The sequence below is a fragment of the Pseudomonas sp. IT-93MI4 genome (genome assembly GCF_949767635.1).
Lineage (GTDB): Bacteria > Pseudomonadota > Gammaproteobacteria > Pseudomonadales > Pseudomonadaceae > Aquipseudomonas > Aquipseudomonas putida_A.
In genome coordinates, this window is record NZ_CATKPP010000007.1 from 96659 (window position 1) to 120107 (window position 23449).

The 23449-nt window shown below is 61.0% G+C and carries 24 protein-coding genes; 12 read left to right on the top strand and 12 right to left on the bottom strand.

The window, feature by feature from the left end; translation table 11 throughout:
• Positions 1-7 precede the first annotated feature (7 nt).
• Positions 8-628, top strand: coding sequence for a LysE family translocator (locus ACM6I7_RS05655; protein WP_414888120.1), 621 nt, complete (start codon positions 8-10; stop codon positions 626-628).
• 3 nt (positions 629-631) lie between these two features.
• Here the strand turns inward: ACM6I7_RS05655 and ACM6I7_RS05660 are convergent, their stop codons facing one another.
• Positions 632-1045, bottom strand: a complete 414-nt coding sequence (locus ACM6I7_RS05660) for a VOC family protein (protein WP_414888121.1) — start codon at positions 1043-1045, stop codon at positions 632-634.
• Positions 1046-1152: 107 nt separating this feature from the next.
• Here ACM6I7_RS05660 and ACM6I7_RS05665 point away from each other — a divergent pair, with 107 nt between their 5' ends.
• The 3 genes from ACM6I7_RS05665 to ACM6I7_RS05675 are packed head-to-tail and all read left to right on the top strand — an operon-like array spanning position 1153 to position 3683.
• The gene (locus ACM6I7_RS05665; protein WP_414888122.1) at positions 1153-2235 is read left to right on the top strand and encodes a bifunctional transcriptional activator/DNA repair enzyme AdaA; all 1083 of its coding nucleotides are present in this window, start codon (positions 1153-1155) and stop codon (positions 2233-2235) included.
• Positions 2236-2266: 31 nt separating this feature from the next.
• On the top strand, positions 2267-3064 hold the full coding sequence (locus ACM6I7_RS05670) for an isocitrate lyase/PEP mutase family protein (protein WP_414888123.1): 798 nt from the start codon (positions 2267-2269) through the stop codon (positions 3062-3064).
• Position 3065: 1 nt separating this feature from the next.
• A complete protein-coding gene (locus ACM6I7_RS05675; RefSeq protein ID WP_097087952.1) occupies positions 3066-3683 on the top strand; it encodes a DNA-3-methyladenine glycosylase family protein in 618 nt (205 codons plus the stop codon).
• Positions 3684-3788: 105 nt separating this feature from the next.
• On the opposite strand, the gene ACM6I7_RS05680 is transcribed toward ACM6I7_RS05675, so the two are convergent.
• The 3 genes from ACM6I7_RS05680 to ACM6I7_RS05690 all read right to left on the bottom strand — a co-directional run bounded on the left by ACM6I7_RS05680 (position 3789) and on the right by ACM6I7_RS05690 (position 6988).
• Positions 3789-4886, bottom strand: coding sequence for an extracellular solute-binding protein (locus ACM6I7_RS05680; protein WP_096795939.1), 1098 nt, complete (start codon positions 4884-4886; stop codon positions 3789-3791).
• Positions 4887-4888: 2 nt separating this feature from the next.
• Positions 4889-6004 (bottom strand): agmatine deiminase, encoded by a 1116-nt coding sequence (aguA, locus tag ACM6I7_RS05685; RefSeq protein ID WP_414888124.1) that lies wholly within the window; start codon positions 6002-6004, stop codon positions 4889-4891.
• A 99-nt stretch (positions 6005-6103) separates the two neighbouring features.
• A complete protein-coding gene (locus tag ACM6I7_RS05690) occupies positions 6104-6988 on the bottom strand; it encodes a LysR substrate-binding domain-containing protein (protein ID WP_414888125.1) in 885 nt (294 codons plus the stop codon).
• 208 nt (positions 6989-7196) lie between these two features.
• On the opposite strand from ACM6I7_RS05690, the gene ACM6I7_RS05695 reads away from it, so the two are divergent.
• Positions 7197-7685 (top strand): GFA family protein, encoded by a 489-nt coding sequence (locus ACM6I7_RS05695; RefSeq protein WP_115990096.1) that lies wholly within the window; start codon positions 7197-7199, stop codon positions 7683-7685.
• Between the two features lie 118 nt (positions 7686-7803).
• Here ACM6I7_RS05695 and ACM6I7_RS05700 read toward each other — a convergent pair whose 3' ends face one another.
• The 3 genes from ACM6I7_RS05700 to ACM6I7_RS05710 form a co-directional block, all read right to left on the bottom strand.
• On the bottom strand, positions 7804-9090 hold the full coding sequence (locus ACM6I7_RS05700) for an ATP-binding protein (RefSeq protein ID WP_027613171.1): 1287 nt from the start codon (positions 9088-9090) through the stop codon (positions 7804-7806).
• The gene (locus ACM6I7_RS05705; protein WP_027613172.1) at positions 9091-9798 is read right to left on the bottom strand and encodes a response regulator; all 708 of its coding nucleotides are present in this window, start codon (positions 9796-9798) and stop codon (positions 9091-9093) included. It abuts the gene before it with no gap.
• A 147-nt stretch (positions 9799-9945) separates the two neighbouring features.
• Positions 9946-10554, bottom strand: a complete 609-nt coding sequence (locus ACM6I7_RS05710; RefSeq protein WP_007965776.1) for a tRNA-(ms[2]io[6]A)-hydroxylase — start codon at positions 10552-10554, stop codon at positions 9946-9948.
• Between the two features lie 158 nt (positions 10555-10712).
• On the opposite strand from ACM6I7_RS05710, the gene ACM6I7_RS05715 reads away from it, so the two are divergent.
• Positions 10713-11576: a universal stress protein gene (locus tag ACM6I7_RS05715; RefSeq protein WP_027613174.1), complete on the top strand. Its 864-nt coding sequence runs from the start codon at positions 10713-10715 to the stop codon at positions 11574-11576.
• 101 nt (positions 11577-11677) lie between these two features.
• On the opposite strand, the gene ACM6I7_RS05720 is transcribed toward ACM6I7_RS05715, so the two are convergent.
• Positions 11678-12148 (bottom strand): DUF1289 domain-containing protein, encoded by a 471-nt coding sequence (locus ACM6I7_RS05720; protein WP_007965774.1) that lies wholly within the window; start codon positions 12146-12148, stop codon positions 11678-11680.
• A 467-nt stretch (positions 12149-12615) separates the two neighbouring features.
• Here ACM6I7_RS05720 and acnB point away from each other — a divergent pair, with 467 nt between their 5' ends.
• Positions 12616-15225 carry a bifunctional aconitate hydratase 2/2-methylisocitrate dehydratase gene (gene acnB, locus ACM6I7_RS05725; RefSeq protein ID WP_027613175.1) on the top strand — a complete coding sequence of 870 codons (2610 nt, stop codon included), beginning with the start codon at positions 12616-12618 and terminating at the stop codon, positions 15223-15225.
• Between the two features lie 51 nt (positions 15226-15276).
• Here the strand turns inward: acnB and ACM6I7_RS05730 are convergent, their stop codons facing one another.
• From ACM6I7_RS05730 to ACM6I7_RS05745, 4 genes are all read right to left on the bottom strand, one after another.
• The gene (locus ACM6I7_RS05730; protein ID WP_414888126.1) at positions 15277-16938 is read right to left on the bottom strand and encodes a SulP family inorganic anion transporter; all 1662 of its coding nucleotides are present in this window, start codon (positions 16936-16938) and stop codon (positions 15277-15279) included.
• Positions 16939-17018: 80 nt separating this feature from the next.
• Positions 17019-18299, bottom strand: a complete 1281-nt coding sequence (locus ACM6I7_RS05735) for an HAAAP family serine/threonine permease (RefSeq protein ID WP_027613177.1) — start codon at positions 18297-18299, stop codon at positions 17019-17021.
• Positions 18300-18551: 252 nt separating this feature from the next.
• Positions 18552-18722 carry a hypothetical protein gene (locus ACM6I7_RS05740; protein ID WP_177325643.1) on the bottom strand — a complete coding sequence of 57 codons (171 nt, stop codon included), beginning with the start codon at positions 18720-18722 and terminating at the stop codon, positions 18552-18554.
• 49 nt (positions 18723-18771) lie between these two features.
• On the bottom strand, positions 18772-19032 hold the full coding sequence (locus tag ACM6I7_RS05745; RefSeq protein WP_414888127.1) for a hypothetical protein: 261 nt from the start codon (positions 19030-19032) through the stop codon (positions 18772-18774).
• 164 nt (positions 19033-19196) lie between these two features.
• On the opposite strand from ACM6I7_RS05745, the gene ACM6I7_RS05750 reads away from it, so the two are divergent.
• The 5 genes from ACM6I7_RS05750 to ACM6I7_RS05770 all read left to right on the top strand — a co-directional run bounded on the left by ACM6I7_RS05750 (position 19197) and on the right by ACM6I7_RS05770 (position 23434).
• Positions 19197-19580, top strand: a complete 384-nt coding sequence (locus tag ACM6I7_RS05750) for a tautomerase family protein (protein ID WP_096795934.1) — start codon at positions 19197-19199, stop codon at positions 19578-19580.
• A 207-nt stretch (positions 19581-19787) separates the two neighbouring features.
• The gene (locus tag ACM6I7_RS05755; RefSeq protein ID WP_096795933.1) at positions 19788-20312 is read left to right on the top strand and encodes a cysteine hydrolase family protein; all 525 of its coding nucleotides are present in this window, start codon (positions 19788-19790) and stop codon (positions 20310-20312) included.
• A gap of 139 nt (positions 20313-20451) precedes the next feature.
• Complete coding sequence (locus ACM6I7_RS05760; RefSeq protein ID WP_414888128.1) at positions 20452-21420, top strand: 2-hydroxyacid dehydrogenase; 969 nt, start codon at positions 20452-20454, stop codon at positions 21418-21420.
• Between the two features lie 156 nt (positions 21421-21576).
• Positions 21577-22644, top strand: coding sequence for a phosphotransferase family protein (locus ACM6I7_RS05765; protein ID WP_096795931.1), 1068 nt, complete (start codon positions 21577-21579; stop codon positions 22642-22644).
• Between the two features lie 22 nt (positions 22645-22666).
• Positions 22667-23434, top strand: a complete 768-nt coding sequence (locus tag ACM6I7_RS05770; RefSeq protein WP_007965755.1) for an SDR family oxidoreductase — start codon at positions 22667-22669, stop codon at positions 23432-23434.
• Positions 23435-23449 lie beyond the last annotated feature (15 nt).

Genomic DNA, 23449 nt, shown 5'->3' on the forward strand with positions numbered 1-23449 from the left:
CAAGCCCATGGATCTCGCCACGCTTTCGCTGTTTCTCCCGGCCTGTTTCGCCCTGAACATGGCCCCCGGCCCGAACAACCTGCTGTCAGTGAGCAATGCCACCCGCTACGGCTATCGTCAGGCCTGCGCCGCCGGTATCGGGCGAATCGTTGCATTCGCCGCAATGATTGCCCTCGCCGGCGCTGGATTGTCGGCGGTGCTGCAGACCTCGGAATGGCTGTTCCATGCGATCAAGATCATTGGCGCGGCGTACCTGCTGTACCTGGCCTGGCAACTCTGGCGCGCCAACCCCGAGGCCGAGCAGCAGGTCGCCGGAGCGTCGGTGGGGTTCTGGCGGCTGGCGCGTCAGGAGTTTCTGGTGGCGGCGGGCAACCCGAAAGCGATCCTGTTGTTCACCGCGTTTCTGCCGCAATTCGTTGATCCGAGCCGCCCGGTGCCGGCGCAATTCGCGGTGCTCGGCGCGCTGTTTCTGCTGCTGGAATGGATTGCCATCGGCGCCTATGCGTGGATGGGCCTGCACATGCGCCGCTGGTTCGCCGAGCCGCGCGGCAAACGGATCTTCAACCGTTGCTGCGCGGGGCTGCTGTCGGCGGCGGCTTCGGTGTTGTTGCTGGCGAAACGCGCGTGATACCTAGGCCTCGGACGGCCCTTTGAGTTCGACCTGATTGCCGTCCGGGTCGAAGCAATACAACGACAGGCCGTAGCCCCCGGCGCCGAAGCGTCGGGCGGCTTTTTCCACAGTCAGACCTTGCGCCTGCAAGTGCTCGGTCAGCGCCAGTTCATCGAACGGCTCGATGCGCAGGCAGAAGTGATCGACGTTGCGCCGCTCGGTACCGGCCGCCCCGCCACCCTTTTTGCCCAGTTCGCCTTGCAAGTCGACGAGGTCGATCATCGAGGTGCCGGCGCGCAGGTGCACCAGACCCAATGGTTCGTTGTGCCTGACCACCTCGGCGCCGAAGACCTGGCGGTAGAACTCGATACTGCGTTGCAGATCGGCGACACGCAGGACGATGTGATCAATATGTTGAATGATGAACGGTGGCATGGTTGGCTCCAGCGAATCGGCGATCCGCTGATTGTGGTGCAGAATCGAAAAAATTCACTGTCGATTTTTCGGTGGAGCCATCGAAATCCTGGATTTAAGCTCTGCCCATGAACATACAAACCGCACTCCTGCCGCCCCACGCCGAGATGGTTCGCGCCATGCTCGAACGCGACACCGCCTACGAAGGGGTGTTCTTCACGGCCGTGAAAACCACCGGGATCTTCTGCCGCCCCAGCTGCACGGCGCGCAAGCCGAAACCGGAGAACGTCGAATTCTTCGCCCATGCCGATGAGTGCTTGAGCGCCGGTTATCGCGCCTGCCTGCGCTGCAAGCCGCTGGACGCCGCAGCCATCGCCCCCGACTGGGTGCAGCGCCTGCTCACCGCCGTCGATGCCGACCCGGAAATGCGCTGGAGCGATGCGCAACTGCTGGCCGAAGGCATCGAACCGCTGAAGCTGCGGCGCTGGTTCAAGCAGCATTTCGGCATGACCTTTCATGCGTGGCTGCGCACGCGCCGGCTCGGCATGGCACTGGGCGGCATTCGCCAAGGCACCTCGATTGATCATGCGGCGTTCGATTCCGGCTACGAATCGCTCAGCGGTTTTCGCGATGCGTTCCAGAAGTCGTTCCACATCACCCCGGGTCGTGCGGCCAACAGTGAACCGCTGCTGTTCACCCGCCTGACCACGCCGCTGGGGCCGATGATCGCGATGGCCGAACGTCGCGGACTGGTGTTGCTGGAGTTTCTCGATCGCCCGGCGCTGACCCGCGAGGTCGAGGAACTGCAGGCCCGCCATGGCTACGTGGTCGCACCGGGACACAACGCGCATTTGCGGCAGATCGAAGAGCAACTCAACGAATATTTTGCCGGGACCCGCACTCTGTTCAGCGTCCCGCTGCACCTGCCCGGCAGCGCGTTCGACCGGCAAGTCTGGGAGCAACTGCTGCAAATTCCTTATGGCCAGACCAGCACCTACGGCGCCATCGCCTCACGCCTGGGCAAACCCGGCGCCAGTCGCGCGGTAGGTTTGGCCAATGGGCACAATCGGCTGTCGATCGTGGTTCCGTGCCATCGGGTGATCGGTGCGGACGGTACGCTGACCGGCTATGGTGGTGGACAGCCGCGCAAGGCGTTTCTGCTGAGGCTGGAAAACGCTGCGGTGCAGCTCACGCAACCACTGGTTTTCTGACACTTCGCTCCACTTACAAGAAGGGATTTCGATGAACGCGCTCGACACTCGGTTCCACCAGTTACACCAGGAAGGTCTGCTGATCCTGACCAACGTCGCCGACGCCACTGGCGCGCGACTGGTCGAGCATGCAGGCGGTAAAGCGGTCGCCACCAGCAGCGCGGCAGTCGCTTGGGCGCATGGCTATCCAGACGGCAACACCCTGCCCCTCGAACTGCTGATTTCAACCGTGGAATCCATCGCGCGGGTGATCCAGGTGCCGCTGAGCGTGGACATCGAGGCGGGTTATTCCGATGACCTCAAGCGCGTGGCCGAAGTGATCGACGCGGTGCTTGCCGCCGGTGCGGTCGGGATCAATATCGAGGACGGCAGCGGCGCCCCGGAGCTGTTGGCGCGCAAGATCGAAGTAGCACGGCAGATTGCTCAGAAGCGTGATGTGAAGCTGTTCATCAACGCGCGCACTGACGTCTACCTCAAGGGTCTGGTCCCGGCCGAGGATCGCGTCGCCGAAACCCTGCGCCGTTCGAGGTTGTATCAGGCGGCCGGAGCCGATGGTTTGTTTGCCGCTGGCGTGACCGCCGCTTATGAAATCGAGGCAATCTGCAAGGGCACGTCACTGCCGGTGAACGTGCTCGGCTTCGCCTGCCTGCCGTCGCCGACCGAGCTGCAAGCTCTGGGCGTGCGGCGCTTGAGCGCCGGGTCCGGGATCGCCGAGTTCCTCTACGGCGCAATGGGCTCGCTGGTGAAAAGCTTCCTCGCCAGCGGCAAGCTCGACACCCATGATCTGAAGGCGCTGACCTACGGCGAAGTCAACGGACTGCTGAAATAGCATGCCGGATCGTTATCAGGCGGCCAGCGAATTTCTGGCCGCGCTCGACGAGGACTGGCAGCGCCACGTTGCAGCCGTCGGCCAGTGCCTGCATCAACCGCACCCGGCGCGTGACCCTTACGAATCGCTGGTGCGGGCAATTGCTTATCAGCAACTGCACGCCAAGGCTGGGGATGCAATTGTCGGGCGTCTGGTGGCGCTGTTTCCGGGGCAGACGTTTCCCCGGCCTGAACAGATTCTCGCGACCGACTTCGATCAACTGCGCGGCTGCGGTTTTTCGGCGGGCAAGATTGCGACCATTCAGGGCATCGCCCAGGCAACGCTGGACGGTGTAGTGCCGGATTATCCCACCGCGCTGGCAATGGAGGATGAAGCGCTGATCGAACGCCTGGTCAGCCTGCGCGGGGTTGGCCGCTGGACCGTGGAGATGCTGCTGATTTACAGCCTGGAGCGCATGGATATTCTGCCGGCGGATGATTTTGGCGTGCGCGAGGGCTATCGCCGATTGAAGGCGCTGGAGGTACAGCCGACGCGCAGGCAGATGATCGAGATCGGCTTGGCGTGGAGTCCGTATCGGACGGTGGCAGCTTGGTATTTGTGGCGCGTTGCCAAGGTCTAGACCGCGTTATCGTTCTTCGCGAGCAAGCCCGCTCCCACAGAGGAACGCATTTCAAAATGTGGGAGCGGGCTTGCTCGCGAAGGCGCCCGTCGACTCAACCTCAAATCAAAGACCTGACTTCAACTTGCTGAACGCCCGAATCAAAGCCCGATTGAACGCCTTGCCATTGTCATTCTTGCTATACAGCGAAGCCCGCACCGCCTCCGACGGATACGTCCCCGGATCATTACGGATCGACGCATCCACCAGACCATCCGCCGCCGTGATCGCATTGGCGTAGTGGATGGTGTCGGTGATCGGCGCGATCACCTCAGGCGTCATCAGGTAATCCATCAACGCCAGCCCGGCCTGTGGATGCGGCGCATCCTTGGGAATGACCATGGCGTCAAACCAGATCAACGTGCCTTCTTTGGGGATACGGTAACTGAGCTGGAACGGCTTGTTCGCCGCTTGCGCCTGCCCCGCCGCAATCGCCACGTTGCCATTCCACGACATCGCCACGCAGGTGTTGCCGTTGGCCAGGTCGCTGATGTTCAGATCGTTGTCGAAGTAGCGAATGTACGGGCGGATCTTCGCCAGTTGCTGCTCGGCGAGTTTCAAGTCATCAAGGTTCTGCCGGTTGATGTCCAGGCCCAGGTACTTCATGACTGCGGCGAACACTTCGTTTGGATCGTTGAGCAGACTCACCCCGCAATCGGCAAATTTCGCCACCACCGCCGGGTCGAACAGCATCGCCCAGCTGTCGGTCGGCGCTTCTGGTAAACGCTGCTTGATCGCTTGCTCCTGATAGCCGACGCCGGTGGTGCCCCAGGCATAAATGCCGGCGTAACGGTTACCCGGATCGAACACCGCCATGTGCTGGCGGAACTCCTCGCCAACCCCGGCAAAGTGCGGCACCCGGGCCTTGTCCAGCGGCTGGATCGCACCGCTTTCAATGGCCCGCGACAGGTGCTGGCCGGCGGTCAGTACCAGGTCATACCCGCTGCGTCCGGTGAGCAGTTTGGTCTCCACGGTTTCCAGCGAATCGAAGTGATCGGCGACCACCTGAATACCGGTCTGCGCCTCGAAGTTCTTCAGCGTATCCGGGGCCAGGTACTCGCCCCAGATATACAGATTAACCACCGGTCTGGCGGTGTCGGCGGCCTGCACACACAGGGGTGCAAGCACCAGCAATAACGCTTTACTCAGTTTGTGCAGGCCCATGGTCAGGCTCCTTTTTTCTGGCCGGCGTATTGCGGCATGGTGATGCACGCGACGTTGCCGCCACCGAGGAGGATTTCCCGGGAATTCTCGATGCCGACAATCTTGTGCTGCGGGAACAGTTCGGCGAGGGTCGCCAGCGCCACCTGATCGTTGCGATCACCGAACAGCGGCACCACGATCGAGCTGTTGCCGGCGTAGTAGTTGATATACGACGCGCAGATTCGGGTGCCGGCCTGACGGGTGTGGGTACTGTCCTGCTGATCGAGGCCTTCGGCTTCTTCGGCGGTCCACTCCAGCACGTCCGGTTGCGGCAGCTTGTGCACGATCAACTCGCGGCCACGGCTGTCGCGGGTGCTGCGCAGGATGTCGTAGGCCTCTTGATAGATTTCCCACTGCGGATCGTCGCGGTTGTCGGTCCATTGCAGCACCACTTCGCCGGGGCGGACGAAGCAGGCGAGGTCATCGACATGGCCATCGGTTTCGTCGAACTTGCAGCCGCGTGGCAGCCAGATCACTTGTTCGGCGCCGAGGTAATCGGTCAGGCGCCGGGTTACTTCGTCCTTGCCCAGATGCTGGTTGCGATTGCGGTTGAGCAGGCACTGTTCGGTGGTGAGGATGCTGCCCTGACCATCGCTCTGGATGCCGCCGAGTTCGGCAATCAGCGGTGCGCGGTAACGGTCGAAGCGTTCGATTTCGAGGATCTTGCTGGCGATCTGGTCGTCCTTGTCCCACGGGTAATACAGCCCGCCGTCGAGGCCGCCGTAGGCGTTGAACTCGAAGTCGACGCCGCGCACTTCGCCGCTCTGGTCGTTGACCACGAAGCACGGACCGCTGTCGCGGAACCAGGTGTCGTTGCAGGTCATCTCGACCACACGCACTTGTGGCGGCAACTGGCGGCGGGCGGTGGCGAATTGCGCGGCGGAGGCGCAGACGGTGACCGGTTCGCTCTGCGCGATGGCGGTGACGATCTGCACCCAGACTTTCTGCGCCGGTTTCGCACCGTTACGCCACACGTCAGTACGCTCCGGCCAACCGAGCCAGCAACCGGCCTTGCGTTCGAATTCGCCGGGCAGACGGAAGCCGTCGTGTTTAGGGGTGGAGTCGAGCAAACGTGCCATGGTCAAACCTCGTCTTGGGGTTGGGAATGACCACAGGCTACGGTCACGGACGGCTGGCCCGCCAACGATGAATATTGCGGAACAGTTGAATTCAACTCATCAATCGGCCAGTTGATCGTTGAACCATTCAAGCATCTGCGCCACCGCCGGCCGCTCCAGGCGCAGCCGTTCGCAGACCAGCGCGTACTGGCCGAGCGCGGTCATGCTCAAGGTGAATGGCCGCACCAGCCGCCCGCTCAGCAAGTCCTCCTGCGCGGTGAGGTTGTCGCCCATCGCCACGCCCTGCCCCTGCGCCGCCGCTTCCAGCGCCAGACCGGCATGGGCGAAATACAACTGGCGCTGCGGGCGCAGATCGCCGGCGTGACTGGTGAGCCAGGCGGTCCAGGTCTTGCCGTCCTGATCGTCGTGCAGCAGGCAGTGGCGCGCCAGGTCTTTCGGGGATTTCAGACTGCCCTGATTGAACAGCCCCGGGCTGCATACCGGGAAGAATTGCAGCGCAGGCAACGGCCGTACGAAGTAGGCGCTGCTGTCCACCGGGCCGGTGCCGTAGGTGATCGCCAGGTCAATGTCTTCGCCCGGCGCGCTGGCGTCGATCGGCTGTTCGTAGAGATGCAGGGTGATGTGCGGATAGCGCGCGTAGAAATCGGTGAGGCGGTTCATCAGCCACTTTTGCGCCAGCTCGGCGGTAACCGCCAGGCGCAACACCGCCAGCGAGGAAGGATCGCGCAGTTCATCACAGGCCTCGCCGATCAGTTCGAAGGCCTGCTGCAGGCTCTGCATCAGGCGTCCGGCGGCGATGGTCGGGCGGATCTGCCGGCCTTCGCGAATGAACAGCGAGACGCCGAGCTGCTCTTCGAGCTGCCGGATCTGGTGGCTGACCGCGCTGTCGGTGACGCACAACTCGGCGGCAGCCCGGCCGAAATGCGCGTGGCGGGCGGCGCATTCAAAGGTTCGCAGGGCCGCCAGTGAGGGGAGTCTTCGCATGGGTTGGGGTGCCTTTTTTTGGGACATGCTGACCGGGCTGGCGGTGGGCGTCCAGTGCGACAGAGCTATCGTTCTTCGCGAGCAGGCTCGCTCCCACATTCTCGAACGCGCTTCCCTGTGGGAGCGAGCCTGCTCGCGAAAGCGTCTGCATGATCGCCACAAATCTTCTAGGCTCAACCGCACCCCTTCAGCCAACCGGAGGCCCCTCATGCACCTCGAAGGCTCCTGCCATTGCGGCGCCGTCACTTTCAGCCTGACCAGCGCCCATCCCTACCCCTATCAACGCTGCTACTGCTCGATCTGCCGCAAGACTCAGGGCGGTGGCGGCTATGCAATCAATCTCGGTGGCGATGCGGCCAGCCTCAAGATTCAGGGGCGCAAGCACATCAGCATCTACCACGCGAAGATGAAGGAAGCAGGTGAAAAACGTGCCCATCGCAGCACCGCCGAGCGGCATTTCTGCTCACAGTGCGGCAGCGGCTTGTGGCTGTTCAGCCCGGAATGGCCGGAGTTGATTCATCCATTCGCCTCGGCCATCGATACGCCACTGCCGGTGCCGCCGCAGCACACACATTTGATGCTGGGGTCGAAGGCGCCCTGGGTCGAGGTGGATGCGAAACCCAAGGACAAGCAGTTTGCGGTGTATCCCGAGGAGTCGATTGCGCAGTGGCATGAGCGGTTGGGGTTGGTCAAATGAGCAGGGGGTTGTGTTGTGATTGATGGCTCTATCGCGAGCAGGCTCACTCCTACAAGGGAATGCATTCCAAATGTAGGAGTGAGCCTGCTCGCGATAGGGCCCAACCTGTCTACACAAATCAGTCCAGATGCGCCCAGGTCATCCGGAACGACGCCCCACCCCACACCGATTCCCCGACCTCGACCTGCCCGCCATGGGACTGCGACACCCGCCGCACCAGCGCCAGACCCAGGCCGAAACCGCCGGTACGCCGATCGCGACTGGCATCCAGCCGCGAGAACGGCTCGAAGATTTTCTCCCGACCTTCCACCGGCACACCCGGACCGTCGTCGTTGACCCGCACTTCGTAGTAATCGCCGCTGCGCACCAGCGTCACTTCGACACGGCGCTCGGCATAACGAATGGCGTTGCGCAGCAGATTGATCACTGCGCGCGCCATAAAGCGCGGCTCGATGCGTACGGTGTCGAGCAGGCAGTCACCAATCAGCAACTGCACCCCCGCCGCTTCCGCCTCCAGCGCCACGCTGCCGACCACGCTGTCGAGCCAGTTGGCCGCTTGAATGTTTTCGCACTTGATCACCGTCGCGCCACGTTCGAGGCTGGCGTAGGTCAGCAGCTCGGAGACCATTTCTTCCAGCTCGCCAAGGTCGGCGTACATGTCGGCGATCAGTTCGCGGTTCTGGCTGGCGTCCGGTTGCTGCTTGAGCTGGTCGAGTTCGAACGACAATCGCGCAATCGGCGTGCGCAGTTCGTGGGAAACCGCGTTGGTCAGCTCACGCTGATTGGCGATCAAACTCTCGATGCGCGCCGCCATCAGGTTGAAGTGTTCAGCCAGATCGCGAATGTTCGAGCGCTTGGACAGTTGAATGCGCACCGACAGGTCGTTGTCGCCAAAGCGCTCGGCGGCCAGACGCAGTTTTTCCAGATCGCGCCAGTGCGGACGCACCCAGAAAAACAACACACAGCCGATCAGCACGGCGATCATCAAGTAGGCACCGGCAATGTAGAACGGCATCAGGCTGGGTTCGGCGGGCAAGCGAATGCTGAGCAGTTGCGAGCCGCCGTCGATGGCTGAAATGTATTGGGTGTATTTGTCGCGGATCACCAGCAAGCCTTGAGCAAGCTCGGCTTTTTCCTCGTCGCTGAGCGCCAGTTGATCGGCGTCGACCAAGGTCAACCCCAGGCCATAGTGCGGGCGCAGGGCCTGCAATTGTTTTTCACGGGCCGGGCCGTCGAGGTTGCGCAGCAACTCCCCCAGCGTCCAGGCCTGACCACGCACCGCCTCGCGGTTGTAGTCCTGCATCTGATAGTCGAGCAAGGCATCGAACGTACGCTCGACAGTTTGCAGGGCCAGGACCAGGCCCACCGTCATCACCAGAAACAGCCCGAGGAATAACCGCAGCATCTACAGCTCCCACGCGAACGGATTGAACAGATACCCCTTGCCCCACACGGTCTTGATGCACACCGGTTCGCGGGGATTGTCCTTGAGTTTGTTGCGCAACTTGCTGATGTACACGTCGACGCTGCGATTGAGCCCGTCGAAGGCGATACCGCGCATGCGGTTGAGAATGTCATCGCGGGACAAGGTCTTGCCCGCGGCGCTGGCCAGCAACCACAGCAGCTCGAATTCCATGGTGGTCATTTCGATGATCTCGCCGGCCAGACGCACTTCGCGACAGCTGCGATCGATGCTCAAGCGCCCGAACTCCAGCGCACTGACCACGCCAGCTTCCGGCATCTGCCGCCGCTGCAAGGCGCGCAGCCGAGCGAGCAGTACCGGCGGTTTGATCGGTTTGATCACGTAGTCGTCAGCGCCGGATTCCAGGCCGAGAATATGGTCGAGGTCGTCTTCCTTGGCGGTAAGGATGACAATTGGCGTGTCCGACACGCTGCGGATTTCCCGGCACACGTGCAGGCCGCTCTGCCCCGGCAGCATCAGGTCGAGCACCACCACTTTGGGCTGGAACTCGAGAAACGCGGCCACTGCCAGATCACCGCGATGCACCGCGCGCACCTCGTAGCCATGTTGTTCGAGAAAGTGCGCAATCAACGTGGCCAGACGCTCATCGTCTTCGACCAGCAGGACTTTGCCAAAACCCAGGTTATCCATAACGACCGTCTGCCAACCCATGTGTGAAGTGGGCGACAGTATGGCGGGATTCGTCGGAGAGGCGTTGTTTCGGGCAGCAAAAACCGGCCGCAGGGGCCGGTTCTCGGTGATATTTCATACTCTTAAGAGTTTTTAACAGTTTGTGTTTCAGGCCGCGGCCGGCACACCACTGTGAAAGCGGAATTCTTCATCCGGCGACTCGATCAGCTCCTGCTCGGCAGCACGCACCTTGTCGATCACCTGAGCGATGTCCTTCGCGTCGCCGTACTGGTAAGCCAGTTTCAGATAACCCTGGAAGTGCCGCGCCTCGCTTTTCAGCAGGCCGAAATAGAACTTGCCGAGTTCTTCGTCCAGATGCGGCACCAGCGCTTCGAAACGCTCGCAACTGCGCGCTTCGATAAATGCACCGACCACCAGGGTATCCACCAGTTTCACCGGCTCATGGCTGCGCACCACTTTGCGCAGGCCCGAGGCGTAACGCCCGGCGTGCAACTGGCGCAGCTCGATCTTGCGGCGTTTCATGATGCGCATGACTTGTTCGTGGTGCACCAGTTCTTCCCGGGCCAGACGCGACATCATATTGATCAGGTCGACGTGGGAATGGTACTTGGCAATCAGGCTCAGCGCGGTGCTGGCGGCCTTGAACTCGCAGTTCTTGTGGTCGATCAGCAGGGTTTCTTGATCGGCCAGTGCCGCCTGGACCCAGGCGTCGGGCGTGCGGCAGCCAAGGAATTCGTGGATTTCGGGAAGGATCATGGGGCTCACGGTAAAGGTATTGGCGCGAAGGGCGCCGATTATACCGGCCTGCCCGCAGACCACCAGTCGCAGGCGTTGATATGCATCAAGTCGCAGGCGCATGAGCAGCAACTATAGTTGTGCAACGCCGTGCCTTTTCTTTGCTGGAGACTCCGCTCATGCAAGCCATTCGCAGCATTCTGGTGGTCATCGAACCCGAACATTCGGAAAGCCTGGCGCTCAAGCGCGCCAAGCTGATCGCCGGCGTGACCCAGGCCCATCTCCACTTGCTGGTGTGCGACCGCAAGCACGACCACGCCGGCATGCTCGGCGTGCTCAAAGCCGCGCTGCTGGCGGATGGCTACAGCGCGACCACCGAACAGGCATGGAACGAGAGCCTGCACGAAACCATCATCGATGTGCAGCAGGCCGAAGGCTGCGGGCTGGTGATCAAGCAGCACTATCCCGACAGTGCGCTGAAAAAGGCTCTGCTGACGCCGGCGGACTGGAAACTGCTGCGCCACTGCCCGACCCCGGTGCTATTGGTAAAAACATCCACTTCCTGGAAAGACCGGGTGATTCTTGCGGCCGTGGACGTGGGCAATGCCGATGGCGAACACCGGCATTTGCACACCACGATCATTGATCACGGCTACGACATTGCCAGCCTCGCCAAGGCGCATCTGCATGTGATCACGGCGCATCCGTCACCCATGCTCTCGGCAGCGGATCCGACCTTTCAACTCAAGGAAACCATCGAGGCGAAATACCGCGAACAGTGCAAGGCGTTTCAGGCCGAGTTCGATGTGGACGACGAACACCTGCACATCGAGGAAGGCCCGGCGGATGTGCTGATTCCGTTCATGGCGCACAAACTGCAAGCGGCAGTGACCGTGATCGGCACCGTGGCGCGGACCGGGTTGTCGGGCGCACTGATCGGCAATACCGCCGAAGTGGTGCTGGATGCACTGGAAAGCGACGTGCTGGTGCTCAAGCCGCAGGAGGTTGAGGATCATCTGGTGGAGTTGGCGGTGAAGCACTGAGGATTACGGTGCCTGAACCGGCGCCTTCGCGAGCAGGCTCGCTCCCACAATTGGAATGCAATCTCCTGTGGGAGCGGGCTTGCTCGCGAAGCTTTTGATCTTCAGGCGCCGAAGGCGTCTTTCAGGAAGCCAGGGGCGATGTAGCGCTGATAATGCGCTTCCGACAGCAGGAAAAATTCCCGATCAATGGCATCGCGCAACTCCGGCAGGTTCCAGTCGCGGAACTCCGGCAGCAACACCATCCCGTAGGCTTCCAGATTAATGATCACCCGCGCCCCGCGCGCAATCAGCTGATAGGCCCAGCAATATTCCGACTGATGCGGCACGAAGCGGATCTTGCGCTGCTCCAGCTGTTGGCGAAGGCGCGCCGGATCGAAGATCTCGACCTTGCTCGCCATCACTTGTGACAGCAATTGCTCCAGACGCAACCACACCGCACGCTTTTCCTCCTCGCCGTAACCATTCCAGTGGATCACTTCGTGGTGGAAACGCTTGCAGCCACGGCACACCAGATCTCCGTAAACAGTGGAGCAGAGGCCGACGCAGGGGGTCTTGATGGTCTGATTGGGCATAAATTGGCAAAACACTGAAACGCGGAACAGGCCGGCATGTTAGCCCTTTGTCGGGCATTGATCACCCCTCAAACGTCAGGGGCAAGCGCTGGCTCGCGGTTTGCCTCGCCCGCGCACAACGCCACCAAAGTCCAATAGAGCGCGACTTACCTTTAAATTTTTTTTGCCGTAGAATCAGCCAGCCTTTTAAGGCGCCAATGTCCGTTAGAAGCTGTTTTCAAAGCGTCACGAGCACAGTCGTTCCTTCAGAGCGGTGTTGGCGAAGGGTTTTTCCAGCGGGGAAAAGCCCAACGCCAACCCTCATCAGCTCCCCGTTCTGCAGGCGTAAAACTTTGAAAGCAGCTTCTGTAAGGAATTGCCGGTAATTCTGGCCAAACGACCCACAACGTCGTGCGGTGCATGAGTACGGCAATTTCGGGATGAGCGTCCCGGACACCCATTTGGGACCACTGATGAGGGTAATAACTGTGCTTGAAGCCTACCGCAAACATATCGAAGAGCGTGCAGCCCTGGGTATCGTTCCCCAGCCGCTTAACGCCGAACAAACTGCAGGCCTGGTCGAGCTGCTGAAGAATCCTCCGGCTGGCGAAGAAGCTTTCCTCGTTGACCTGATCACCAATCGCGTACCACCAGGAGTGGACGAAGCCGCTTACGTCAAAGCCGGTTTCCTGTCGGCCCTGGCCAAAGGCGAAGTCACCTCCCCTCTGCTGGACAAGAAGCGCGCTGTAGAACTGCTCGGCACCATGCAGGGCGGCTACAACATCGTGACTCTGGTTGAACTGCTGGACAACGCCGAGCTGGCGCCAGTGGCTGCCGAAGAACTCAAGCACACCCTGCTGATGTTCGATGCCTTCCACGACGTGGCTGAAAAAGCCAAGAACGGCAACGTTCACGCCAAGGCCGTGCTGCAATCCTGGGCTGACGGCGAGTGGTTCAAGAAGCGTCCTGTCCTGGCCGACAAGATCAGCCTGCGCGTATTCAAGGTCACCGGCGAAACCAACACCGACGACCTGTCGCCTGCACCAGACGCCTGGTCGCGTCCTGACATCCCGCTGCACGCCCTGGCCATGCTGAAAATGGCCCGTGACGGCATCGTTCCGGACGAGCAAGGCAAGACCGGCCCGATGAAGCAGATCGAAGAAATGCGCGGTCAAGGCTTCCCGATCGCCTACGTCGGTGACGTGGTCGGTACCGGTTCCTCGCGTAAATCGGCGACCAACTCGGTGCTGTGGTTCTTCGGCGACGACATCCCTTACGTGCCGAACAAGCGCGCTGGCGGTTTCTGCTTCGGCAGCAAAATCGCTCCGATCTTCTACAACACCATGGAAGATGCCGGCGCACTGCCAATCGAGTTCGACGTGTCGAACATGAACATGGGCGACGTGATCGACCTGTACCCGCACGCTGGCAAAGTCTGCAAGCACGGTACCGACGAAGTCATCACCACCTTCGAAATGAAGACCCCTGTGCTGCTGGACGAAGTCCGTGCCGGCGGTCGTATTCCGCTGATCATCGGCCGTGGCCTGACCGAGAAGGCTCGTGCCGAACTGGGTCTGCCGGCATTCGATCTGTTCAAGAAGCCGGAAGCACCGGCTGAAAGCACCAAGGGCTTCACCCTGGCGCAGAAAATGGTCGGCAAGGCGTGCGGTCTGGCAGAAGGCAAAGGCGTTCGTCCTGGCACCTACTGCGAACCGAAAATGACCACCGTCGGCTCTCAGGACACCACCGGTCCGATGACCCGTGACGAACTGAAAGACCTGGCGTGCCTGGGCTTCTCCGCTGACCTGGTGATGCAGTCCTTCTGCCACACCGCGGCGTATCCGAAGCCGATCGACGTGACCACCCACCACACCCTGCCTGACTTCATCATGACCCGCGGCGGCGTTTCCCTGCGTCCGGGCGATGGCATCATCCACTCGTGGCTGAACCGCATGCTGCTGCCGGACACCGTAGGTACCGGTGGTGACTCGCACACCCGCTTCCCGATGGGCATCTCGTTCCCGGCCGGTTCCGGTCTGGTCGCGTTCGCCGCTGCCACCGGCGTCATGCCGCTGGACATGCCGGAATCGATCCTGGTGCGCTTCAAAGGCAAAATGAAACCTGGCATCACCCTGCGTGACCTGGTTCATGCCATCCCTTACTTCGCCATCCAGAACGGTCTGCTGACCGTCGAGAAGAAAGGCAAGAAAAACGCCTTCTCCGGCCGCATCCTGGAGATCGAAGGTCTGGAAGGTCTGACCCTGGAACAGGCGTTCGAACTGTCCGACGCCTCGGCCGAACGTTCGGCTGCCGGTTGCACGATCAAGCTGTCGAAAGAGTCGATCACCGAGTACCTGCAGTCCAACATCACCCTGCTGCGCTGGATGATCGGCGAAGGCTACGGCGATGCGCGTACCCTGGAACGTCGCGCGCAAGCGATGGAAGCCTGGATCGCCAACCCTGAGCTGATGGAAGCCGATGCCGACGCCGAATACGCCGAAGTCATCGAAATCGATCTGGCCGACATCAACGAGCCGGTACTGTGCGCGCCGAACGATCCGGACGACGCCCGTCTGCTGTCCAGCGTGGCTGGCGAGAAGATCGACGAAGTGTTCATCGGTTCGTGCATGACCAACATCGGTCACTTCCGTGCTGCCGGTAAACTGCTGGATCAGGTCAAGGGTCAGCTGCCAACCCGTCTGTGGCTGTCGCCGCCGACCAAGATGGACGCTCACCAACTGACCGAAGAAGGCTACTACGGCATCTACGGCAAGGCCGGCGCACGCATGGAAATGCCAGGCTGCTCGCTGTGCATGGGTAACCAGGCACGCGTTGAGCCGAACAGCACCGTGGTCTCGACGTCGACCCGTAACTTCCCGAACCGTCTGGGCGACGGCGCGAACGTCTACCTGGCTTCGGCCGAGCTGGCGTCCGTGGCTTCGATCCTGGGTCGCCTGCCGACCGTCGAGGAGTACATGGAATACGCTGGCAAGATCGACAGCATGGCGGCCGATGTCTACCGCTACCTGTCCTTCGACCAGATCGCCGAGTTCCGTGAAGCCGCTGCGAACGCCAAGATTCCAGTCGTTCAAGCCTAACGTTACAAAGCAATAGAAAACGCCGCCCATCGTGAGATGCGCGGCGTTTTTTTATGTCTGGGGACCTGTGGGAGCAGGCTTCAAGGCCTGCTGCACCGCACCATCGACGCTCAGCCCGCTGAGTATCACCCCGTTGGCCGTTACCTCCGGCAACGCCTCCAACACGGCCAGCGCCTCATGCTTGAGTCGCGCCAGAATCAGGCGCTTGCCCTCCTGATGCACCCGCAGGAAGAACTCCTGGATCGCCTCAATGCTGGTGCCGTCCAGATCCGGGGTTTCCTCCAGACTGAGAATCACCGTGTGCAGCGCCACGTCCGAATGACGAATCAAGTGCAAAGCTGCACCAAGAACTCGCTCGACGTTAGCAAAGAACAACGCCTCACTGGGCCGCACAATCAGCACTCCCGGCTCAGTCACCGCCGTTGGGTGACGCTGCAGATCGACAAAATCATGGCCGCCGTCGATCCGACCGAGCACCTGAATGTCCGCCGCCGACATCTGTTTGAGCATCAGCAACACGCTGATCGCCACCGACACCAGCAAGCCGTCGAGAATGCCCAGCACCAACACCGCCCCCACCGCGCACAGCACCAGCAACCGATCCCGGCGCCAGACGAAATAGCGCCCCAGCGGCTGCAGACTCAAGCCCCGCGCCAGCGCATGAACCACGATGGCCGCCAGAATCGGCTCCGGTGTCAGGGCGATCCACGGCAGCACCGTCAGCACGATCACCAGCACCACCAGCGCCGCCACCCCACCGGCCCAGCGAGACGTCGCGCCAGCGGCCTCGTTCGCCGACGTTGCCGAATACCCGGCCCCCGCCGGCATGCCATGGAACAATCCGGACAACAAGTTCGCTGCGCCGAGCGCCAGCAGATCGCGGTTGGAGGTCACACGATCACCGTGCTTGAGGGCGAACGAACTGATCGAGCCGTACGACTCGGCGTACAGAATCATCACCAGCGCAAACCCCACCTCCCCCAGCCGCAGCCAGTCGGCAAACGGCAGCACCGGCAGGCTTGGCACCTCCAGGCTCAGGTCGATCAAACCGATCATGCTCACGCCATGAGCCGGCAGGTTCAGCCATTGCCCGGCGACGATGCCGATCACCACCACCAGCAAACCGCCAGGTACCCGTGGAAAGCGCGAGAACAGTCCCAACAGCACCAGCGCCACCGCTGCGACGGCCGCCGCCGGCCAGTTCCACTGCGGCAGTTGTTCGAGCAGTTGCGGGGCGAAGCGCACCAGATTGGCATCGGTCAGGTGCACGCCGACCACGCTGGCGACCTGCTTGAGGATGATGGTCAGCGCGAGGCCGAAAGCGAAGCCGCGCAGTACTGGTTTGGCGATAAACGCAGTGACGCTGCCGAAACGAAAGATCCCCGCCAGCAAGAACAGCCCACCGGTGACCAGCACCAACCCGACCGCCAGCGTCGCGCGTAACTGCGGGTCGCCATTGGCCATGGTCGCGGTGGCCGCCGCCAGCACCGCTGCTGACGAAGACGTGGCCGAGACAATGGCAAAGCGGCTGGTGCCAAACAACCCATAGCACAGCAACCCGGCAAACAGCGCAATCACCCCGGCCTGGGGCGCCAGTGCGGCGATGGTCGAATAGGCGACCGCTTCGGGTAATAGCAGGCCGGCAATCGATAGACCGGCGAGGATGTCCTGCCAGCGATTGGGTGGCTCTACTGATTGGGGCGCGCTCGACAATCCACTGTCTCCAGACGAAAAAAAGCCGCTGTGCGTATCACGCACAGCGGCCACTGTAGCTGAGTCTCTGGCGCTTTGGCTTACGCCGTCAGCGAATAAATCACCGCCGAAATGGCCACCAGACCGACCAGGGTAACGAATACGTTCGACGCCTGACCGCGATAGCGCGCCATCGCCGGTACTTTACGAATCGCGTACATCGGCATCAGGAACAGGATCGCCGCAATCACCGGACCGCCGACGGCCTCGATCATCCCGAGAATGCTCGGGTTCAGGGTTGCAACGATCCAGCACACCACCAGCATGAACGCCGCCACGATACGATCCAGCGCTTTGGCGCCCGGACGCTTGCCGCTCTTGACGATCAGGCCCTTGAGGCCTTCGCTGGCACCGATATAGTGGCCGAGGAACGACTTGGAAATCGCCACAAAGGCAATCAACGGCGCCGCAAAAGCGATGGCCGGATTGCTGAAGTGGTTGGCCAGGTACGACAGGATCGACAGATTCTGCGCCTTGGCTTCGGCCAGTTGTTCCGGCGACAGGGTCAGCACGCAACTGAAGACGAAGAACAGCACCATCACCACCATCAGCAGGTGGGCGCGGCAGAGGATCTGCGAGCTGCGCTGCTCCGCATTGGCACCGTAACGACGCTTCTGATCCACCGCGAAGGCCGAGATGATCGGCGAGTGGTTGAACGAGAACACCATCACCGGAATCGCCAGCCACAGTGTGTGCAGCAGTGCCGACGGTGCCGGCACTTGCGAAGCGGTGGTGAGAATGCCGCCATTCCAGTGCGGAATCAGGTACACCGCGAGGAACAGCAACGCGACGATGAACGGATACACCATCAGGCTCATCGCCTTGACGATCGCCTGCTCGCCGCAACGCACCACGGCCAGCAGGCCGAGGATCAGCACGAACGACAGCAGCGCGCGCGGTGGCGGCGTGATGTGCAGTTGGTGTTCGAGGAAGCTGGCGACCGTGTTGGTCAGGCCGACACTGTAGATAAGCAGGATCGGGAAGATGGCGAAGAAGTACAGCAGGGTGATCAGCGCGCCGGCCTTGATGCCGAAATGCTGCTCGACCACCTCGGTGATATCGGCGCCTTCGCGACCGGAGAGCACGAAGCGGGTCAGGCCGCGATGAGCGAAGAATGTCATCGGGAAGGCCAGCAGCGCGAGGATCACCAGCGGCCAGAAGCCACCCAGACCCGCGTTGATCGGCAAAAACAGGGTACCGGCGCCAATGGCCGTCCCGAACAGTCCCAACATCCACGTGGTGTCATGGCGATTCCAGCTCGACAGTTCAGCTGGTGCTGCCGCTTCATAGCGTGCGTCGACGCTATTGGCCTGATCATTCATCCGGTCGGATCTCCGCATTCCGGTCACTTGCCACTCGGTCAGGACGCGTCGGAAAAAACCGACAGACATGCTCCGGCCGAAACAGGGGCGCGATTCTCCGCGATAAATGAGCAGAAGCAAAGACTTAGCTGAGGAATGGTTGTACGGAGCAGATCAGCGGGTTGTCGTTTTCGGGAAAATGGCTGTCGGCTCCGGATACGTGAGATGTCGTTTTCCGGCAAGTTTCAATGTAATACGAGCGGGAAGACTTGATCAGATTGATCGAGCCAGCATGAATCCGAGTGACATGCAAAACAGGCCGAACGCCAGCATTCCCCAGATTGGGTACATATCGCCCTTGTTTTTGATGCGCATTCTTTCAACGTCCTCATCGTATTCTCGATCTGCCCGTTCAATCATGGCCTGACGGTCAAATGTACTCATGGTGATGTCCTTTTTTAGAGAGGGGTCTGAATGGTACAAACGCGAACACTTAAAACTTGAGTGAAAGTCCTACTACGGCTGCTGTTGCGGTCAACACCCCAGTGACTACCGCAAACGGATAAAAATACGTATCCCACCTCAACTTCTTTTCTTCCGCTATAAGCTTTTTTCTCTCGGCCGCCAGTTTCCGTATTTCACTCATTATCCTTTCGAGTTCCAGGTGTTCTCGATTGTTTTGAAGCATTTGCCTTCCTTGGCTGTTGGTAGTCACTGCCCAAGCTACTTTGTGCCCCCATGATTTCGCGTTCATCACCATTCCGGTAGCAGACGCATCCGCCAAATTCGTAGGCAAAATCCGCGAAAAACGTAGGTAGCCTCGTACAAAAACAGCGGCGAGCTCATCACCCCACACTTTCAATCTGGCCGACCTGTTCTAGCGTGAGACAAGTCCCCTACCCAACGGAGTCTCTGCCCATGCCCCTCGTCCGCGTCGAAATCAAAAAACACTCTGACCCCACCTTCGCCAAACGCATCGGCGAGCAGATCTACGCCGCCATGCGCAGCACCATCAACGTGCCGGAGCACGACAACTTCCAGATTCTCAACGAGCACGACGGCGAGCATTTCATCTTCGACCCGCAATACCTGGGCATCCAGCGCAGCGATCGGTTGGTGATTATCCAGATCACCCTCAATGAAGGCCGGACGCTGGAGCAGAAAAAAGCCCTGTACCAGACCATCGCGCACAACCTGAACACCCAACTGGGCATTCGTATGGAAGACGTGTTCATCAATCTGGTGGAAGTAAAAAAGGAGAATTGGTCGTTCGGCAACGGCATCGCTCAATACGCCAGTTGACAGCCCTTCGCCGCCGCCAGCATGATCGGCGGCATGAACGTTCGCCCGCTGCACCTCACCCGTACCACCACGACCGCCACCGGCGGGTCGTGGTGTTGCTGCCTGAGATGAATCCAGCGCAGTGAACCCAAGGCCCCGCCAGCAATGGACGGGGCTTTGTTGTTTCTCCCGTCCGTGCGGCTTTTGCAGCCCTCAAGGAGAAACATCATGTCCGCAGCATTGTTGATCATCGATATGCAGGTCGGTCTGTTCCATGGCCCGGAAAAACCCCACGACGGCGAACGTGTGCTCGCCAACATCCAGCAGTTGATCCGCCAGGCACGCCAGCAACACGTGCCGATCTACGCCGTGCGCCACACCGGCCCGACAGGTTCGCCGATTGCCGCCGGCAGCCCCTTCTGGCAATTGCTGCCGGAACTTGACCTGAATGCCGAGTCCGACCACGTGTTCGACAAGTCCCGACCCAACGCCTTCCATGGCACCGATCTGGCGCAGCAACTTAAAAGCCGAAACGTCGAAGATCTGTACCTGGTCGGCATGAAGACCCAGTTCTGCATCGACGCCACATGCCGCGCCGCTGCGGATCTTGGCTTCAAGCCGTTGCTGGTGGCCGACGCCCACACTTGCATGGACACCCCGGCATTACCCGCCCACGTCATCATCGAGCACCATAACGCCACCCTCGGCAGAGCATTTGCACGGCTGATCAACAGCGCCGACGTGAGCTTCTGACGAAGCGCCCGCGCGCTCCCCGTTTCAGCTCCTACACTGGCTGAAGCGGGGCTGCGGCCACCATTGCCAAACCGCTCTGGAATCAGCACTCTGACACGACTTTCGCGACCACACCGTCATAGATCACAGGAGCCGCGCAATGCCCGCCACCGTTCTGGTACTGGTTGAAACCATCAATGACTATTTGCCGATTCTCGAGCATCAGGGTTTTCACCTGATCCTCGCACCAACCCCTGCCGAACGTGCGCAAGCCATCGCCAGCCACGGCGCACGGATCGACGCGGTGCTGACCCGTGGCCCGCTGGGACTGACCGCTGAGGAAATCGCCGCCCTGCCGGCGCTGAAAATCATCACCGTGATCGGCGCCGGTTATGAACACGTTGACCTGCAGGCTGCCAGCGATCGCGGGATCACCGTGACCAATGGTGCCGGGGTCAACGCCTCGTCGGTGGCCGATCATGCGATGGCGATGCTGTTGGCGCTGGTGCGCGACATTCCGCGCTGCGACGCGGCGGTGCGCCGGGGTGAATGGCCGAAGATCATGCGCCCGTCGCTGGCCAATAAACGCCTGGGGATTCTCGGCCTGGGCGCGGTGGGCATGGCGATTGCCAAGCGTGCTCACCTCGGTTTCGACATGCAGATCAGTTACCACAACCGTCAGTTGCGCAGTGATGTGCCCTATACGTTCTGCTCGACGCCGACCGAACTGGCGCGGGCCTCGGACTTTCTGATCGTCGCCACGCCGGGCGGGATTGGCACCCAGCATCTGGTGACTCGCCCGGTGCTCGACGCCCTTGGCCCGAACGGTTTCATCGTCAACATCGCGCGGGCCAGTGTGATCGCCACCGCTGAGCTGATCAGCGCCCTTGAGCAACGGCGGATTGCCGGCGCCGCACTGGACGTGTTCGATCACGAACCGCAGGTGCCGGATGCACTGAAAACCCTGAGTAATGTGATTCTCACGCCACACGTCGCCGGCCTGTCACCCGAGGCCACCCAAAGCACGGTGGAACTGGTGGGAAAAAACCTCGTGGCGTTCTTCTCAGGGCAACCGGTGCTGACGCCGATCGCCCTGCCCCCCAGGCTCAACAACCAGCGCGTGCATTGAAAAGAGCCGGCAGCGCCCTGCTGCCGTACCTATTCGAAACGCTGATTATCCTGCAACACGCTAACCTATAAGACCGCTGCGCGCTTGTGGCCGCCCGAGTGCGCCATTAGATTAGCCAATGATGTCTGGCCTCCAAAATAAGCAGAAGGGATAAGCATGGCGCTTACTGACCAGTCCACCCGTATCCGCTCTGGCGAAGAACTCGATGCCAGCCTGATCGATCCGTACTTGAAGAGGCACATTCCGGGGCTGACCGGCACGCCGCAGATCAGCCAGTTCCCCGGCGGTGCGTCGAACCTGACTTACCTTCTGGAGTACCCGCAGCAGGAGTTCGTGCTGCGCCGGCCGCCGTTCGGCCACAAGGCCAAATCCGCCCACGACATGGGCCGCGAATTCCGCATCCTCAATCAACTGCGCGATGGTTTCCCCTACTGCCCGAAAGCCTACGTGCACTGCACCGACGAGTCAGTGATCGGCGCCGAGTTCTATGTGATGGAACGGGTCAAGGGCATCATCCTGCGCTCCGACCTGCCGCCAGAACTGGGCCTTGATGCGGCCAAGACTGAAGCACTGTGCAAGAGCTTCATCGACCGTTTCGTCGAACTGCACCGGGTTGACTACAACGCCTGCGGCCTCGGCGATCTGGGCAAACCTGAAGGCTATGTCGCCCGCCAGATCAAAGGCTGGAGCGAACGTTACGAAAAAGCCCTGACCCCGGATGCGCCGCACTGGGAGAAAGTCAAAGCCTGGCTCAACGACAAGATGCCGGCCGACCATCCGACCTCAAGCATCGTCCACAACGACTATCGCTTCGACAACGTGATCCTCGACCCGAACAACCCGATGCAGATCATCGGCGTGCTTGACTGGGAACTGACTACCCTCGGCGATCCGCTGATGGATCTGGGCAACACCCTCGCTTACTGGATTCAGGCCGATGATCCGGCACCGGTGCAACTGATGCGCCGCCAGCCGAGCCACGCCCCGGGCATGCTGACTCGACGCGAATTCGTCGATTACTACGCCGAACGCTCGGGCATCCAGATCGACAATTTCGACTTCTACTACACCTACGGCCTGTTCCGTCTGGCCGGCATCGTGCAGCAGATCTACTACCGCTTCTACCACGGCCAGACTCAGGACAAACGCTTCGCGCAGTTCATTCACATGAACAAACTGCTGGAGCACATGAGCCTGCAGGTCATAGCGAAATCGAGCCTCTGACGGCCCACACCAAGGAACCTTTATGTCCAAGACTCAGTTGTTCGACCTCGACGGCAAAATCGCATTCGTCTCCGGCGCCAGCCGTGGCATCGGCGAAGCCATCGCCAAACTGCTGGCCCAGCAAGGCGCCCACGTGATCGTCTCGAGCCGCAAGCTCGAAGGCTGCCAGCACGTCGCCGACGCGATCATTGCCGCCGGCGGCAAGGCCACCGCCGTGGCCTGCCACATTGGTGAAATGGAACAGATCAGCCAGGTCTTCGCCGGGATCAAGGAACAGTTCGGTCGCCTCGATATTCTGGTGAACAACGCGGCGACCAACCCGCAGTTCTGCAACGTGCTGGACACCGATCTGGGTGCGTTCCAGAAGACTGTCGACGTGAACATCCGTGGCTACTTCTTCATGTCGGTGGAAGCCGGCAAACTGATGCGCGAAAACGGCGGCGGCAGCATCATCAACGTGGCGTCGATCAACGGCATTTCACCGGGCGTGTTCCAGGGCATCTATTCGGTGACCAAGGCCGCCGTGATCAACATGACAAAGGTCTTCGCCAAGGAATGCGCGCAATTCGGCATCCGCTGCAACGCCTTGCTGCCGGGCCTGACCGACACCAAATTCGCTTCGGCCTTGGTGAAGAATGACGCGATCCTCAAGCAGGCGCTGACGCAGATCCCGCTCAAGCGCGTGGCCGATCCGAGTGAAATGGCCGGGGCGGTGCTGTATCTGGCAAGTGATGCATCCAGCTACACCACCGGGGTTTCGCTGAATGTGGATGGTGGGTTCCTGTCCTGATCTCTCTGACAACCC